Genomic DNA, 16,719 nt, shown 5'->3' with positions numbered 1-16,719 from the left:
GCCACGGTTTTCCCTTTTCCGACCCTTTCACTTTATATTATCCTCTCGGCTATTCCTCTTTTACTCCAACCGCACCGCGGTAAATCACAGCGAAGCTAATCATGAATACATTACGCATTGGCCTGCTCTCGGTCTCCGATCGCGCCGCGAACGGCATTTATCAGGATCAGGGTATTCCCGCGCTGGAGAGCTGGCTCGGCAGCGCAATCAGCAGCCCGTTTGAGATTGAGTCCCGACTGGTGCCCGACGAGCAGCCGATGATTGAGCAGGCGATTTGCGAACTGGTCGATGAACGTTTTTGCCATCTGGTGTTAACCACCGGCGGCACCGGTCCGGCCCGACGGGATGTCACGCCCGATGCCACCTTAGCCGTTGCCGATCGTGAAATGCCTGGTTTTGGTGAGCAGATGCGCCAGATCAGCCTGCAGTTCGTACCGACCGCGATTCTGTCGCGTCAGGTCGGGGTGATCCGCAAGCAGTCGCTGATCCTCAATCTGCCTGGTCAGCCGAAGTCGATCAAAGAGACGCTGGAAGGGCTGAAGGATGCGCAGGGCACCGTAAAAGTTCACGGCATCTTCGCGTCTGTACCTTATTGTTTACAGTTGCTGGAAGGGCCTTACGTCGAAACGCATTCCGGCGTAGTAGCAGCATTTCGCCCTAAAAGCGCGATACGTGAGATAAATAACTAAATATTCCCCATTTCAGGCATAAGCTATAGCCTTTCTGGTGTGGCAAAAGATTGACGGTATAGTAATAAGATCTTTACAACTTTATCTCTTTTGCCTCTGGAATATTATGAATCCGACTCACACTCAGCGTCTGACCGGTAAGTATTACAAGACCCTGGCGCTGGCCGCGCTGGGCGGCGCGCTGGAATTCTACGACTTCATCATCTTCGTTTTCTTCGCCACCGTGATTGGCGAACTCTTTTTCCCTTCGGATATCCCGGAATGGCTGCGTCAGTTGCAGACGTTTGCCATTTTTGCCGCAGGCTATCTGGCTCGTCCGCTGGGCGGCATCGTGATGGCGCATTTTGGCGATAAGCTCGGGCGCAAAAAGATGTTCAGCCTGAGCATTCTGCTGATGGCGCTGCCGACCCTGATGATGGGCGCTTTACCCACCTGGCAGACGATTGGCATTGCTGCGCCACTGCTGATGCTGCTGATGCGGATGTTACAGGGCGCGGCGATTGGCGGTGAAGTGCCGGGCGCCTGGGTGTTTGTCGCGGAACACGTGCCCTATAAACGTATCGGTATCGCCTGCGGCACGCTGACGGCCGGGCTGACCATTGGCATTTTACTGGGTTCGCTGGTAGCCACGCTGATCAATACCTCAATGTCGCAGCAGGCGATCCATGATGGCGGCTGGCGCATCCCGTTCTTCCTCGGCGGCGTGTTCGGGCTGGTCGCCATGTACCTGCGTCGCTGGCTGCATGAGACGCCGGTGTTTATTGAGATGCAGCAGCGTAAAGCGCTGGCTGAAACTCTGCCGCTGAAGACCGTGCTGGCAGAGCATAAAAAGTCGATTGTCATCTCTATGCTGCTGACCTGGCTGCTCTCCGCCTGCATCGTGGTGGTGATCCTGATGTCGCCGGTCTGGCTGCAAAAACAGCAGGGCATCGCGCCCGCGCTGACCCTGCAGGCCAACAGCATCGCCACCGTAATGCTCTGCATTGGCTGCATTATTGCCGGACTCGCTGCCGATCGCTTTGGTGCCAGTCGTACGCTGTGTGTCGGCAGCCTGCTGCTGGCGATCTGTAGCTGGCAGTTTTATCACCTTACCGCCCTCTATCCACAGCAGCTCTTCCTGCTTTATGGCGTGGCGGGACTCAGCGTCGGTATCGTCGGTGTCGTGCCCTTTGTGATGGTGCGCGCCTTTCCGGCAGAAGTGCGTTTTACCGGACTCTCATTTTCCTACAACCTCTCCTATGCGATCTTCGGCGGTCTGACACCCATCTTTGTGTCGCTGCTGATGAACGTCTCAGTGATGGCACCGTGCTGGTATGTGATGGCGCTGGCGGTGGTGGGATTGCTGACGGGGATCTGGCTGCGGCGTGATGTCAGCTACGAGCCTGGCCTGCAGCAGGGGATTAACTCTTTGTAATGCGGGGACGCGGAGCCAGGCTCCGCGTCTTTTTTTATGCGTAAAGGCAGGCTTAAAGCGATTTCGCGCCAATCGGCAGAATGGTGCGGCCAAAGGTTTCGTTCAGCACTTCACCCATCGCCAGATAGCAGGCGCTGGCACCACAGAGTATCCCGACCCAGCCCGCGGACACCACCAGCGCTGGCAGGTGCATAAGATGGGCCACGGCCAGCAGCAGAAACAGCAGCGTGAGCGAGCCGAAAACAAACTGCAGCATCCGCGAACCTTTCAGCGTACCGACGAACATAAACAGCGTGAAGATGCCCCACAGTGCCAGCCAGGCCCCCAGGAAACGTTCGTCAGGCGCTTTCGCCAGTCCCATTTCAGGTAACAGCAGGATCGCCACAAAGCTTAACCAGAACATGCCGTAAGAGGTAAAAGCGGTCAGCCCGAAAGTGTTGTTCTTTTTAAACTCCAGCAGACCGGCCAGCACCTGCGCGATCCCGCCATAAAAAATGCCCATGGCTAAAATCGCCACGTCCATGGCAAACAGGCCCGTGTTATGAAGGTTCAGCAAAATGGTCGTCATGCCAAATCCCATTAATCCCAGCGGAGCAGGGTTAGCCAGCGTTGAATTTGCCATAGTTCCTCGGCAGTAAGATGATCGTTGATGTAATAAACGGATTCCGTCCTGCTCCCTGAGGGGAACAAGGCGACGCATCATATTCAGCGCTGTGGCAGCGTTCTTTGATCCCGACAGGGCCAAAGGTAAAAATTTTTTTTGGTTTAGCCCTTGATGCGCATCGAAGCGGCCCCATTTACTTGTCATCGAGCGTTGTGAACGTTGGAAAAAAAGCATGTGCTGGCAGTTGAATGCAAACAACCCGCCCACATAAAAGGTTCACAACCCAAATTGGCAACGAATTTAAGTGGGAGATGTTTAGATGGGTAAGATTATTGGTATTGACCTGGGTACAACCAACTCTTGTGTTGCGATCATGGATGGCACTAAAGCACGCGTGCTGGAAAATGCCGAGGGCGATCGCACCACGCCTTCAATTATTGCGTATACACAGGATGGCGAAATTCTGGTCGGTCAACCGGCTAAACGTCAGGCAGTGACCAACCCGCAGAATACCCTGTTCGCAATTAAGCGTCTGATCGGTCGTCGCTTCCAGGACGAAGAAGTGCAGCGTGATATTAAAATCATGCCGTACAAAATCACCGGCGCTGACAACGGCGACGCATGGCTGGAAGTGAAAGGTCAGAGAATGGCACCACCGCAGATCTCTGCTGAAGTGCTGAAGAAAATGAAAAAGACCGCCGAAGATTACCTCGGTGAGCCAGTGACTGAAGCCGTGATCACCGTACCGGCTTACTTCAACGATGCGCAGCGTCAGGCGACCAAAGACGCCGGCCGTATCGCGGGTCTGGAAGTCAAACGTATCATTAACGAACCGACTGCTGCTGCACTGGCATACGGTCTGGATAAAGGTCAGGGCAACCGCACCATCGCGGTTTATGACCTAGGTGGCGGTACCTTCGATATCTCAATCATTGAGATCGACGAAGTTGACGGCGAAAAAACCTTTGAAGTTCTGGCGACCAACGGTGACACCCACCTGGGTGGTGAAGACTTCGATAGCCGCCTGATTAACTATCTGGTTGCTGAATTCAAGAAAGACCAGGGCATCGATCTGCACAACGATCCACTGGCGATGCAGCGTCTGAAAGAAGCGGCAGAGAAAGCGAAAATCGAACTTTCTTCTGCACAGCAGACCGACGTTAACCTGCCATACATCACGGCAGATGCGACCGGTCCTAAACACCTGAACATCAAAGTGACCCGCTCTAAACTGGAGTCACTGGTTGAAGATCTGGTTGCTCGCTCAATCGCGCCACTGAAAGTTGCGCTGCAGGATGCCGGACTGTCTGTTTCAGACATCAACGACGTTATCCTGGTGGGTGGTCAGACTCGTATGCCACTGGTTCAGGCCAAAGTGACTGAGTTCTTCGGTAAAGAGCCACGTAAAGACGTGAACCCGGACGAAGCGGTCGCGGTCGGTGCTGCGGTTCAGGGTGGTGTACTGGGTGGCGACGTGAAAGACGTGCTGCTGCTGGACGTTACCCCGCTGTCACTGGGTATCGAAACCATGGGTGGTGTGATGACTTCGCTGATCAGCAAGAACACCACTATCCCAACCAAGCACAGCCAGGTCTTCTCGACTGCTGAAGATAACCAGTCAGCCGTGACCATTCACGTGCTGCAGGGTGAGCGTAAGCGCGCCAATGACAACAAGTCACTGGGCCAGTTCAACCTCGATGGTATCCAGAACGCGCCACGCGGTCTGCCGCAGATCGAAGTGACCTTCGACATCGATGCGGATGGTATCCTGCACGTGTCGGCGAAAGATAAGAACAGCGGTAAAGAGCAGAAAATCACCATCAAAGCCTCTTCAGGTCTGAGCGATGAAGAGATCCAGAAAATGGTGCGTGATGCGGAAGCGAATGCTGAATCTGACCGCAAGTTCGAAGAGCTGGTACAGACGCGTAACCAGGGCGATCAGATTGCCCACAGCACGCGTAAGCAGCTGGACGAAGCGGGCGACAAACTGTCTGCTGATGACAAAGCGCCAATCGAAGCCGCTCTGGCCGCGCTGGAAACTGCGCTGAGAGGCGAAGACAAAGCGGAAATCGACGCCAAAATGCAGGCGCTGATGGAAGTGTCCGGCAAACTGATGGAAGCAGCACAGCAGTCTCAGGCGGGTGCAGCGGATGCCGGTGACGCGTCAGCGAAGAAAGATGACGACGTTGTCGATGCTGAATTCGAAGAAGTAAAAGACAACAAGAAATAATTGCCCCTGACCGGGCGCGACGGTTGGCCTGACAGCCGTTGAAACCAGCACGGGCGTAGGAGATCTCTCCACGCCCGTGCGATCATGTTAAGGGCTAAATAAACATGGCGAAGAGTGATTACTACGAGATTTTAGGTGTCGCCAAATCCGCGGACGAGCGTGAAATCAAAAAGGCTTACAAACGCCTGGCAATGAAATTTCACCCGGACCGTAATCCCGGTGACAAAGAAGCCGAAGCCAAATTCAAAGAGGTCAAGGAAGCGTACGAAATCCTGACCGATGCGCAGAAGCGTGCGGCCTACGATCAATATGGTCATGCAGCCTTTGAACAGGGCGGTATGGGTGGCGGTGGATACGGCGGCGGCGGCTTTGGTGGCGGCGGCGCAGACTTCAGCGATATCTTTGGCGACGTGTTCGGTGACATCTTTGGTGGTGGACGCCGTCAGCGCGCATCCCGTGGCGCCGATTTACGCTACAACATGGAGCTGTCGCTGGAAGAAGCGGTACGCGGCGTGACCAAAGAGATCCGCATTCCAACGCTGGAAGAGTGTGACGTCTGCCACGGCAGCGGCGCGAAAGCGGGAACGCAGCCACAAACCTGTTCAACCTGTCACGGTGCAGGCCAGGTGCAGATGCGCCAGGGCTTCTTCACCGTTCAGCAGGCCTGTCCGACCTGTCATGGTCGCGGCTCGGTGATTAAAGATCCGTGCAACGCCTGTCATGGTCATGGCCGCGTTGAGAAGTCGAAAACGCTGTCAGTGAAAATCCCGGCAGGGGTCGACACCGGCGATCGCATTCGTCTGAGCGGCGAAGGCGAAGCGGGCGAGCAGGGCGCACCAGCAGGCGATCTCTACGTTCAGGTCTCGGTGAAGAAACACCCGATCTTCGAACGTGAAGAGAACAATCTCTACTGTGAAGTGCCGATCAACTTTGCGATGGCAGCGCTGGGCGGTGAGATTGAAGTACCGACCCTGGATGGTCGCGTGAAGCTGAAAGTGCCGTCAGAAACTCAGACCGGCAAGCTGTTCCGCATGCGCGGACGTGGCGTGAAATCTGTGCGTGGCGGCGCGGTCGGCGATCTGCTGTGTCGTGTCGTGGTGGAAACACCGGTCAGCCTGAATGAGAAACAGAAAGCGCTGTTGCGTGAACTGGAAGAGAGTTTTGGCGGTCCGAGCGGCGAGCATAACAGCCCACGCTCCAAGAGCTTTTTCGACGGCGTGAAAAAATTCTTTGATGATCTGACTCGTTAAGTCTGCCTGATAAAAAGCGGAGCCCCGGCTCTGATGCTGATCAGTTAAGATTAGATTTGTAAAGGCTGTCACGGTCAAACGTGGCAGCTTTTTTTGGGCGAGCGAGCCGCATTGCAGGCCAGCGCACCTCTGCTGCTGCCGGGCCGTCCTCGCGCCGCTCACGCGGTACCTTCGGCTTTGACGTCGTGCCGACGAACCGTTCGGGGATCGGCCCTCCCTGGCCGGCCCCGAACTGTCCACGCTTCCCGGCGTGGACTTCTGGCCCACCGTCACGCCTCAGCGCTGCGGATAGCCCTTTCAGCAGCAGAGGCGCTCAGGCCTCCACTCTCGTGCCCTTTTTGACAATACACACTGAAGTTTCAGAGCAGCCCGGCACCAGACTGCGTTATCACCTGTCACTTAACTGACCAGCATTAGAGTCCCGGCTCCGCTTTTTTTACTTTAAATCACCTGCCTGTGATGGCTGCATTATCTCTCCCTCACCGCAGCACTCATAAAAAAGCCGACGTTTACTGCTGCTACCGCTCGGCTAAACCGAGCATATAGCGCGGTATAAGCTGCTTTTAACGAACTATATGAATCGTTACACTGTTTAATATTCTGTCTCTGCTCAGGAAGATGAACGTTGAACAAGCCGCGCAAATTAAAGAATCTGCTAAAAAGTTTTATTGAAAGTGATGCCAGCAATGGCGTGATGTTGATCGTGGCGGCGGTCGCGGCGATGATCCTCGCCAATACGGCCGCTACCGCCCAGGGTTACCAGGCGTTGCTGAATGAACCGGTACAAATCCGCTTCGGGGCGCTGGATATCAGCAAAAACTTGCTGTTGTGGATCAACGATGCACTGATGGCGCTTTTCTTTCTGGTTATTGGCCTGGAAGTAAAGCGGGAGTTGATGGTCGGCGAACTTGCCAGCCGTGACAAGGCGATCTTCCCGGTCATCGCGGCAATAGGCGGCATGGCGTTACCCGCTCTGATCTTCCTGTTTTTCAACCATGGTGATGAGATTGCACGCAACGGCTGGGCCATTCCCACCGCAACCGATATCGCTTTTGCGCTGGGTGTGCTGGCCCTTCTGGGCAGCCGTGTTCCCGTTGCGCTGAAAGTCTTTCTGATGGCACTGGCGATTATTGATGACCTGGGTGCCATTGTGATTATCGCTTTGTTCTATACCAGTGACCTCTCAGTGCTCTCCCTGTGCGTGGCTGCTGGCGCCATTGTCGTGCTGGCACTCCTGAACCGCTTTAACGTCCGTAAAATCTCAATTTATATACTGGTGGGTATCGTGCTCTGGACCGCCGTGCTGAAGTCGGGCGTCCACGCAACCCTGGCTGGCGTCATTGTGGGCTTCTTCGTGCCTCTGGAGAAGAAAGAGGGGCACTCTCCAGCAGAACATCTGGCGCATGGTCTGATGCCGTGGGTGAACTGGATGATTCTGCCGCTGTTTGCCTTTGCTAATGCCGGTATCTCACTTGCTGGCATTACGCTGAGTGATGTCCTCTCGCCTGAACCGTCAGGCATCATCCTCGGCCTGCTAATCGGTAAGCCACTAGGCATTACCCTGTTCTGCTGGCTGGCGGTAAAATTGCGGCTGGCGGTATTACCCAACGGCACAACCATACGCGATATTATGGCGATTGGCGTGCTGTGCGGCATTGGCTTCACTATGTCAATTTTTATCAGTTCGCTGGCCTTTGATGCCGCGCATGAACAGCTGGTGACCTTTTCAAAACTGGGCATTCTGACCGGCTCTCTGCTTTCAGCTGTCATCGGCTATACGCTGCTGCGAATTAAACTGCGTTAATGGAGAGGAGGCGAAAGCCTCCTTTTTGCTATGAATCAGCTCAATTTCAATCATCTCTACTACTTCTGGCACGCCTGCCGTGCGGGATCGATAGCTGGCGCAGCAGAGGCACTCTCCCTGACGCCACAGACCATTACCGGGCAGATTAAGGCACTGGAGGAGCGCCTGCAGGGCAAACTGTTCCGGCGTCAGGGACGGGGCCTGGTACCGACTGAACTGGGACAGCTGGTTTTTCGCTATGCTGACCGCATGTTTATGCTGGGTCAGGAGATGCTGGATATTGTGAATTACCGCAAAGAGTCCCATCTGCTGCTGGATGTAGGCGTAGCAGATGCGCTCTCAAAGCAGCTGGTCAGCAAGGTGCTGGAGACGGCGGTGGTCGCAGAGGAGAAAATTCATCTGCGCTGTTTTGAATCGACCCACGAAATGCTGCTGGAGCAGCTCAGTCAGCATAAGCTGGATATGATTATCTCTGACTGCTCCATCGACCCCACCCAACAGGAAGGACTGTTTTCGGTGAAGCTGGGGGAATGTGCGATCAGTTTCTGGTCAACCCAGCCGCTCAGCGATATCTCTTTTCCGGCCTGCCTTGAGACGCGTCCCCTGCTGATTCCGGGTCGCCGCTCCATGCTGGGGCGAAAAATCCTCAACTGGATCAGCACCCAGGGGCTGCAGGTGGAGATTCTGGGTGAGTTCGATGATGCGGCACTGATGACGGCGTTTGGTGCGCGACAGAATGCGATTTTTGTCGCGCCTTTGCTGGAGATGGGGCAGCGGGAGGGAATATATGAAGCCGGGCGGCTCGACGCGGTATCAGAGGAGTATCACATACTGTTTGCGGAGCGGATGATTCAGCATCCGGCGGTGCAGCGACTGTGTCACGCAGACTTCAGCGGACTCTTTCCCCGCCAGGGTACAGACGAAAAAAAACCGGCGTAAGCGCCGGCTTTTTTAACAAAGCGATTAACAACAGGCGATTAAGCCAGTTTGTTGATCTGTGCAGTCAGGTTAGACTTATAACGTGCAGCTTTGTTCTTGTGGATCAGACCTTTAGCAGCCTGACGGTCCACGAGTGGTTGCATTTCATTGAATGCGTTCTGCGCAGCAGCTTTGTCGCCTGAAGCGATCGCCGCGTATACTTTCTTAACGAAGGTACGCATCATAGAGCGGCGGCTAGCGTTATGCTTACGGCGTTTCTCAGATGTTACGGCGCGTTTCTTAGCTGATTTGATATTAGCCAAGGTACAACTCCCAAATGTGTTCTATAGAGACAAATCAAAGGCCGAGGACTATGCCCTTCTAACCTGATTTTGTCAATGGATTTGTGCAAATAAGCGTCGCCCTGAGAGCGGCACTCGGTTACGTATTTGATGGCGCAGGATTCTACCAGCTTCCCCTCGCTGAATACAGTATTTCGCGACAAAATTCTTAACATGCGCTTCAGCAACAGGAAATGCAGCGCCTAAAGCATGAAAGGCGTGCTGACGGGTTAACCTGAGTCGCTTTCAAGGGTATAATCCGCCGATTTCCACCGGTTTGGGCCAGCCATGAAGTTTATCCGCGGTATTCATAATCTTAACGAGCAGCATCGCGGCTGCGTTCTGACCATTGGTAATTTCGATGGCGTACACCGTGGGCATCAGGCGCTGATGTCGCGGCTGTGTGAAGAGGGACGTAAGCGTAATCTGCCGGTGGTGGTCATGGTTTTTGAGCCACAGCCGCTGGAGCTGTTTGCCGGTGACAAAGCGCCGGCTCGTCTGACGCGTCTGCGTGAAAAATTGCGTTATATGGCGGAAGCCGGCGTCGATAAAGTGTTGTGCGTGCGGTTTGACCGTCGCTTTGCGGCCTTGTCCGCCCAGCGTTTTATCAGTGACCTGTTAGTCGAAAAGCTGGACGTAAAGTACCTTGCAGTAGGCGATGATTTCCGCTTCGGCGCTGGTCGCCAGGGTGATTTCCTGTTATTACAGAAAGCCGGTGCAGAGTACGGCTTTGAGGTCGTCAGCACCGAAACCTTCTGTGATGGCGGTAAGCGAATCAGCAGTACTGCCGTGCGTCAGGCGCTGGCCGTGGATGATTTAGCGCTGGCGCAATCGCTGCTTGGTCACCCTTTCACTATTTCCGGCCGCGTTGTGCACGGTGATGCACTGGGACGCACGCTGGGTTTCCCCACGGCGAACCTCCCTTTACGCCGTAGCGTCTCGCCGGTGAAAGGGGTTTATGCAGTGGAGGTACGGGGTCTGACGCCCGAGCCACTGCCAGGTGTCGCCAATATCGGCACCCGTCCGACCGTAAAAGGTTTACGCCAGCAGCTTGAAGTTCACCTGCTCGACATCAATATGGATCTCTATGGTCGTCACATTGATGTGGTGCTGAAACAGAAAATACGAAACGAGCAGCGCTTTGCCTCACTGGAGGCGTTGAAAGAACAAATTGCGAACGATGTGGTAACGGCCCGGCAGTTCTTTGGGCTGCTTTAACCTGAGCGAAAAACGGAATCGAGAATCTGATGAGTGACTATAAATCTACCCTGAATTTGCCGGAAACGGGATTCCCGATGCGTGGCGATCTGGCCAAACGCGAACCGGGAATGTTGCAACGCTGGTATGCCGACAATCTGTACGGCATCATCCGCGAAGCCAAAAAAGGGAAAAAAACCTTTATCCTGCATGATGGCCCTCCGTATGCGAACGGCAGCATTCATATTGGTCACTCCGTTAACAAGATTCTGAAAGACATTATCGTTAAGTCGAAAGGCATGGCGGGTTATGACTCGCCGTATGTGCCGGGCTGGGACTGTCACGGTCTGCCAATCGAACACAAAGTTGAGCAGATGATCGGCAAGCCAGGCGAGAAAGTCACCGCTGCTGAATTCCGCGAAGCGTGCCGCAAATACGCCGCGGAACAGGTTGAAGGCCAGAAGGCGGACTTTATCCGTCTGGGCGTGCTGGGCGACTGGGATCGCCCTTACCTGACCATGGATTTCGGTACCGAAGCCAACATCATTCGTGCGCTGAGTAAAATCATCGGCAACGGCCACCTGCACAAAGGCGCGAAGCCCGTGCACTGGTGTCTGGATTGCCGTTCTGCCTTAGCAGAAGCGGAAGTGGAGTATTACGACAAGACTTCGCCTTCAATCGACGTGATGTTCAACGCTATCGATGCCGACGCGGTGCGTCAGGCGTTTGGTGTGGCACAGGTTAATGGCCCGATTTCAATGGTGATCTGGACGACGACACCGTGGACGCTGCCGGCTAACCGTGCCATCTCGTTAAACGCGGAATTTGAGTATCAGCTGCTGCAGATCGACGGTCGCGCGCTGATCCTGGCAAAAGATCTGGTCGAGAGCGTAATGAAGCGCGCGGGCGTCAGCGAATGGCAGGTACTGGGCGAATGCAAAGGCGCGGCGCTGGAGCTGCAAAAATTCCAGCATCCGTTCCTGGCGCTTGAGTCGCTGGTAGTGCTGGGCGATCACGTCACCCTGGAAGCGGGTACCGGAGCAGTCCACACGGCACCTGGCCACGGCCCGGATGACTATGTTATCGGTCAGAAATATGGCATCGAAACCGCTAATCCGGTCGGACCGGATGGCCGCTATCTGCCAGGCACCTATCCGACGCTGGATGGGGTCAACGTCTTTAAAGCCAACGACATGATCGTTGAGCTGCTGAAAGAGAAGGGCGCGCTGCTGCACGTTGAGAAACTGCTGCACAGCTACCCGCACTGCTGGCGCCATAAAACGCCGATCATCTTCCGCGCCACGCCGCAATGGTTCATCAGCATGGATCAGAAAGGATTGCGTGCGCAGTCGCTGAAGGAGATCAAAGGCGTGCAGTGGATCCCGGACTGGGGCCAGGCGCGTATCGAATCGATGGTGGCGAACCGTCCTGACTGGTGTATCTCTCGTCAGCGTACCTGGGGCGTACCGATGGCGCTGTTCGTTCATAAAGAGAGCGAAGAGCTGCATCCGGACACGCTGGCGCTGATGGAGAAAGTTGCGCAGCGCGTTGAGCAGGAGGGGATTCAGGCCTGGTGGGATCTCGATCCGCGCGAACTGATGGGCGACGATGCCGATCATTACGTAAAAGTGCCGGATACGCTGGATGTCTGGTTTGACTCCGGTTCAACCAGCTATTCCGTGGTTGATGCGCGTCCGGAATTTGGCGGACATGCGCCTGACCTCTATCTGGAAGGGTCCGATCAGCATCGCGGCTGGTTTATGTCCTCGCTGATGATCTCCACGGCGATGAAGGGCAAAGCGCCTTATCGTCAGGTACTGACGCACGGTTTCACCGTGGATGGTCAGGGCCGCAAGATGTCGAAATCGATCGGTAACACGGTTGCGCCGCAGGATGTGATGAACAAACTGGGCGCCGATATTCTGCGCCTGTGGGTGGCATCAACCGACTACTCGGGCGAAATGGCGGTCTCCGATGAGATCCTCAAGCGCTCTGCCGATGCCTATCGCCGCATCCGTAACACCGCGCGTTTCCTGCTGGCTAACCTCAGCGGCTTTAACCCGGCTACCGATCTGGTGAAACCGGAAGAGATGGTGGTGATGGATCGCTGGGCCGTCGGTCGCGCTCAGGCGGCACAGGCCGATATCGTTGCCTCTTACGAGAACTACGATTTCCACGAAGTGATCCAGCGTCTGATGCAGTTCTGCTCAATTGAGATGGGCAGTTTCTATCTCGACATCATCAAGGATCGTCAGTACACCGCGAAAGGCGATGGCCTGGCGCGTCGCAGTTGCCAGACCGCACTGTGGCATATCGTCGAAGCGCTGGTACGCTGGATGGCACCGATCATGTCCTTTACGGCAGATGAGATCTGGGGCTACCTGCCAGGCGAACGTGCGCAGTATGTCTTCACCGAAGAGTGGTATCAGGGGCTGTTTGGCCTGGCTGAAGATGAAGCACTGAATGACGCCTACTGGGCTGAGCTGCTGAAAGTGCGTGGCGAAGTGAATAAGGTGATCGAGCAGGCGCGTGCGGATAAACGTATCGGTGGCGCACTGGAAGCAACGGTCACGCTCTATGCCGATCCGGAGCTGGCGGCTAAACTTCAGGCGCTGGGTAATGAGCTGCGCTTTGTGCTGCTGACTTCTGGCGCACAGGTGGCTGATTACGCCCTGGCGAACGACGAAGCGCAGCAGAGTGAACTGCTGAAAGGTCTGAAAATCGCGCTGCACAAGGCGGAAGGCGAGAAATGTCAGCGCTGCTGGCATTACACTACCGACGTCGGACAGAATCCTGAGCATGCTGAGGTCTGTGGTCGTTGTTACACTAACGTAGCCGGTGACGGCGAACAGCGTGAATTCGCCTGATGCGTAAACCTATTTTATCAACCGGATTGCGCTGGCTGTGGCTGGTGCTGGTGGTGATTGTTGTCGACTTCGCCAGTAAGCAGTGGGTGATGAACAACATGATGCTGCATGAAACCCAGCCACTGATGCCCTACCTGAACCTGTTCTACGCCCACAACTACGGCGCGGCGTTCAGTTTCCTGGCGGACAAAGGCGGCTGGCAGCGCTGGTTCTTTGCCGGTATTGCGCTGGCTATCGTGATCTCACTGGTAGTGATGATGTATCGTAATCATGCCAGTCAGAAGATCGCTAACATCGCGTATGCCCTGATCATCGGCGGCGCGATAGGCAATCTGTTTGATCGCTCATACCATGGCTTTGTGGTCGATTTTATCGATTTCTATGTCGGTAACTGGCACTTCGCTACATTTAATATCGCTGACTGCGGCATCTGTATTGGTGCTGCATTGGTGGTGCTGGAGGGCTTTTTCAGCCCGAACGGCAAACAGGCTAAACAGAAAGGGTAAGTGATGACTGAGTCCGTACAGCGCGAAAGCGCGGTGTTGGTGCATTTTACGCTGAAGCTGGAAGATGGCTCGACGGCGGAATCGACCCGTGCAAACGGCAAGCCCGCGCTGTTCCGTCTCGGTGATGGCAGCCTCTCTGCGGCACTTGAGCAGGCACTGCTGGGGCTGAAAGCGGGTGAAACTAAACAGTTTACCCTGGAACCGGACGACGCCTTTGGCGGCGTCAGCCCTGACCTCATCCAGTATTTCTCGCGTCGGGACTTTATCGATGCGGGTGAGCCGGAAGTGGGAGCCATCATGCTGTTCAGCGGCATGGGCGGCAGTGAAATGCCTGGCGTGATCCGTGAAATTTCCGGTGACTCTATCACCGTGGATTTCAACCATCCGCTGGCAGGTCGTCGTATTCAGTTTGATGTAGAGGTGCTGGAAATCGATCCCGCACTGGAGGCCAACGATGCAAATCCTGTTAGCTAATCCGCGCGGCTTCTGCGCTGGCGTTGATCGTGCCATCAGTATTGTTGAGCGCGCGCTGGAGATGTATGGCGCGCCAATCTATGTCCGTCACGAAGTGGTGCATAACCGTTACGTGGTAAACAGCCTGCGTGAGCGCGGTGCCATCTTCATTGAAGAGATCAGTGAAGTGCCGGATAACGCGATTCTGATCTTCTCCGCGCACGGTGTTTCTCAGGCGGTGCGTGCCGAAGCGAAAGCGCGCAATCTGACCATGCTGTTTGACGCCACCTGTCCGCTGGTGACCAAAGTGCATATGGAAGTGGCACGCGCCAGCCGTAAAGGCGTTGAAGCGATACTGATTGGTCATGCGGGTCATCCGGAAGTCGAAGGCACCATGGGGCAGTACAACAACCCTAATGGCGGCATGTATCTGGTGGAGTCACCGGAAGATGTCTTCAGGCTGACAGTAAAAGACGAAAACAATCTGAGCTTCATGACGCAGACCACGCTGTCGGTGGATGACACCTCTGACATCATTGATGCCCTGCGTCAGCGTTTCCCGGCGATCATCGGGCCGCGTAAAGATGATATCTGCTACGCCACCACCAACCGTCAGGAAGCGGTTCGTACCCTGGCGAAAGATGCGGAAGTGGTGCTGGTGGTGGGGTCGAAGAACTCCTCCAACTCTAACCGTCTGGCTGAGCTGGCTCAGCGTGCCGGTAAGCTGGCGAAGCTGATCGACTCTGCGGATGATATTCAGGAAGAGTGGGTTAAAGGCGTGGCCTGCATCGGCGTCACGGCAGGCGCGTCAGCGCCCGATATTCTGGTGCAGCAGGTGATCCAGCGGCTGCGTGAACTGGGCGGCGAAGCGGCAATTGAGCTGATTGGCCGTGAAGAGAATATTGTCTTCGAAGTGCCCAAAGAGCTGCGTGTCGAAGTGCGTAACGTGCAGTAACTCATCGATATTACTGATAAAAAGGCCGACTCTGTTCGGCCTTTTTTGTTTTTTGAATCTGACAAAAAAAGCCGTTATTTGCTGCGGTGATTGCTTTTACTGATAATCGCGGGCGGCTGGCATAAAATTCTTATTATCACGGATTAATAGTGGCGTGACTGTTAACTCATCGTTAACCTGATGACGCTTTGGATGCATAGTTTTGTTTTAGGAATGAATAAATATGAATACAATCCGCATTGCTATTGTGGGTGCGCCGGGCCGTATGGGCCGTAATCTGATTCAGGCGACGCAGCAGGCAGAAGGCGCAGAACTGGGTGCGGCACTGGCTCGCCCAGGCTCATCGCTGACCGGCAGCGACGCTGGTGAATTAGCGGGCATCGGCAAAAATGGCATCATCATCGCTGACGATTTACGCGCGGTGATTAACGATTTTGATGTGCTGGTCGACTTCACCCGCCCGGAAGGCACGCTGGAGTATATGGCGATCTGCCGTGAGCAGGGCAAAGCGATGGTGATCGGCACCACCGGTTTTGATGAAGCAGGCAAAGCGGCCATTCGCGCCGCGGCGGAAGATATCCCCATTGTGTTCGCCGCTAACTTCAGCGTGGGGGTTAACCTGGTGCTGAAGCTGCTGGAGAAGGCTGCCAAAGTGATGGGGGAGTACGCGGATATTGAGATCGTTGAAGCGCATCACCGCCATAAAGTCGATGCGCCCTCCGGGACCGCGCTGGCGATGGGTGAGGCAATTGCCGATGCGATGCAGTGGAAACTGGATGAGCATGCGGTCTATACGCGTGAGGGCCACACCGGCGAACGCCAGCCGCAGAGCATCGGTTTTGCGACAGTACGCGCGGGTGATATCGTCGGTGAGCATACTGCAATGTTTGCAGATATCGGCGAGCGCGTAGAGATAACCCACAAGGCTTCAAGCCGTATGACCTTTGCAAATGGCGCCGTTAAGTCCGCTTTGTGGTTGAAAGACAAAAAATCTGGCCTGTTTGATATGCGTGATGTGCTGGATTTGTCGATGTTGTGAGTGTTATGAACCATCGTGATGTGGTTGTTTCAATCGATAATCGCTTGATTGAAAAGGGGCAATGTTTTCATTGCCCTTAATTTTATCTGAAATATGCCTTCACGGCATAAAATCCAGCTCTGGCTCCTTTTTTCTCCTGTTTTCTTCATTTATTTTCTCTGCTGAATGCTATTTTTGACCATTTGGTCAAAAATAAAGGCCGCGCTGCATCTGTTTTGCTTTTACGCTGCCTGGCAAACGATTATTCCGCCGAGTTTTCCTCTCTTTTTGCTGCTTATGCCCGTTATTTTCCTCAGAAGGCAGATAATGGTGAAAAAATCCCGCCGCAGGGTAGACAATGGCCAGGGCGATCATTAGAATGCGCGCAATTTGCCAAAAATCGACAATTCAGGCGGTTTTTGCATTGATTCAGGCGGCTATTTTGAATTAATATGCAGATATTGTGACTGTTT

General features: G+C 54.7%; 15 protein-coding genes. 12 read left to right on the top strand and 3 right to left on the bottom strand.

Features of this window, described 5'->3' with window-relative positions:
- Positions 1–101: 101 nt before the first annotated feature.
- Both mog and ACR8BN_RS16135 read left to right on the top strand, forming a co-directional pair.
- Positions 102–689, top strand: coding sequence for a molybdopterin adenylyltransferase (gene mog, locus ACR8BN_RS16140; protein WP_434747107.1), 588 nt, complete (start codon positions 102–104; stop codon positions 687–689).
- A gap of 106 nt (positions 690–795) precedes the next feature.
- The gene (locus ACR8BN_RS16135; RefSeq protein ID WP_434747106.1) at positions 796–2,103 is read left to right on the top strand and encodes an MFS transporter; all 1,308 of its coding nucleotides are present in this window, start codon (positions 796–798) and stop codon (positions 2,101–2,103) included.
- Between the two features lie 52 nt (positions 2,104–2,155).
- Here the strand turns inward: ACR8BN_RS16135 and satP are convergent, their stop codons facing one another.
- Complete coding sequence (satP, locus tag ACR8BN_RS16130) at positions 2,156–2,725, bottom strand: acetate uptake transporter (protein WP_031593940.1); 570 nt, start codon at positions 2,723–2,725, stop codon at positions 2,156–2,158.
- A 301-nt stretch (positions 2,726–3,026) separates the two neighbouring features.
- Between satP and dnaK the strand changes: the two genes are divergently transcribed.
- From dnaK to nhaR, 4 genes are all read left to right on the top strand, one after another.
- Positions 3,027–4,937, top strand: a complete 1,911-nt coding sequence (dnaK, locus tag ACR8BN_RS16125; RefSeq protein WP_031593939.1) for a molecular chaperone DnaK — start codon at positions 3,027–3,029, stop codon at positions 4,935–4,937.
- Between the two features lie 104 nt (positions 4,938–5,041).
- On the top strand, positions 5,042–6,187 hold the full coding sequence (gene dnaJ / locus ACR8BN_RS16120) for a molecular chaperone DnaJ (protein WP_010253699.1): 1,146 nt from the start codon (positions 5,042–5,044) through the stop codon (positions 6,185–6,187).
- Positions 6,188–6,812: 625 nt separating this feature from the next.
- Complete coding sequence (nhaA, locus tag ACR8BN_RS16115) at positions 6,813–7,991, top strand: Na+/H+ antiporter NhaA (protein ID WP_031593937.1); 1,179 nt, start codon at positions 6,813–6,815, stop codon at positions 7,989–7,991.
- A gap of 30 nt (positions 7,992–8,021) precedes the next feature.
- A complete protein-coding gene (nhaR, locus tag ACR8BN_RS16110; RefSeq protein ID WP_039386454.1) occupies positions 8,022–8,930 on the top strand; it encodes a transcriptional activator NhaR in 909 nt (302 codons plus the stop codon).
- A gap of 38 nt (positions 8,931–8,968) precedes the next feature.
- Here the strand turns inward: nhaR and rpsT are convergent, their stop codons facing one another.
- Positions 8,969–9,232 (bottom strand): 30S ribosomal protein S20, encoded by a 264-nt coding sequence (gene rpsT / locus ACR8BN_RS16105; protein ID WP_008925553.1) that lies wholly within the window; start codon positions 9,230–9,232, stop codon positions 8,969–8,971.
- Positions 9,233–9,538: 306 nt separating this feature from the next.
- On the opposite strand from rpsT, the gene ribF reads away from it, so the two are divergent.
- The 6 genes from ribF (at position 9,539) to dapB (ending at position 16,267) form a co-directional block, all read left to right on the top strand.
- Positions 9,539–10,468 (top strand): bifunctional riboflavin kinase/FAD synthetase, encoded by a 930-nt coding sequence (gene ribF, locus ACR8BN_RS16100; RefSeq protein WP_010253714.1) that lies wholly within the window; start codon positions 9,539–9,541, stop codon positions 10,466–10,468.
- A 29-nt stretch (positions 10,469–10,497) separates the two neighbouring features.
- Positions 10,498–13,314 (top strand): isoleucine--tRNA ligase, encoded by a 2,817-nt coding sequence (gene ileS, locus ACR8BN_RS16095; RefSeq protein ID WP_434747105.1) that lies wholly within the window; start codon positions 10,498–10,500, stop codon positions 13,312–13,314.
- The gene (lspA, locus tag ACR8BN_RS16090; RefSeq protein ID WP_010253719.1) at positions 13,314–13,820 is read left to right on the top strand and encodes a signal peptidase II; all 507 of its coding nucleotides are present in this window, start codon (positions 13,314–13,316) and stop codon (positions 13,818–13,820) included. Before ileS ends, lspA begins: the two co-directional genes overlap by 1 nt.
- A 3-nt stretch (positions 13,821–13,823) precedes the next feature.
- Positions 13,824–14,294 carry an FKBP-type peptidyl-prolyl cis-trans isomerase gene (gene fkpB / locus ACR8BN_RS16085; protein ID WP_010253720.1) on the top strand — a complete coding sequence of 157 codons (471 nt, stop codon included), beginning with the start codon at positions 13,824–13,826 and terminating at the stop codon, positions 14,292–14,294.
- Positions 14,275–15,228 carry a 4-hydroxy-3-methylbut-2-enyl diphosphate reductase gene (gene ispH, locus ACR8BN_RS16080; RefSeq protein WP_010253724.1) on the top strand — a complete coding sequence of 318 codons (954 nt, stop codon included), beginning with the start codon at positions 14,275–14,277 and terminating at the stop codon, positions 15,226–15,228. Before fkpB ends, ispH begins: the two co-directional genes overlap by 20 nt.
- Before the next feature lie 223 nt (positions 15,229–15,451).
- Positions 15,452–16,267 (top strand): 4-hydroxy-tetrahydrodipicolinate reductase, encoded by an 816-nt coding sequence (gene dapB / locus ACR8BN_RS16075; protein WP_010253726.1) that lies wholly within the window; start codon positions 15,452–15,454, stop codon positions 16,265–16,267.
- Between the two features lie 186 nt (positions 16,268–16,453).
- Here the strand turns inward: dapB and ACR8BN_RS16070 are convergent, their stop codons facing one another.
- Positions 16,454–16,621, bottom strand: coding sequence for a hypothetical protein (locus tag ACR8BN_RS16070; RefSeq protein WP_161569770.1), 168 nt, complete (start codon positions 16,619–16,621; stop codon positions 16,454–16,456).
- Positions 16,622–16,719: the final 98 nt, after the last annotated feature.

This window comes from Pantoea sp. Lu_F5_004 (assembly GCF_051136245.1).
In the GTDB taxonomy this organism is placed as follows: Bacteria; Pseudomonadota; Gammaproteobacteria; order Enterobacterales; family Enterobacteriaceae; genus Pantoea; species Pantoea agglomerans.
This window is presented reverse-complemented; position numbering and strand designations above follow the sequence as displayed.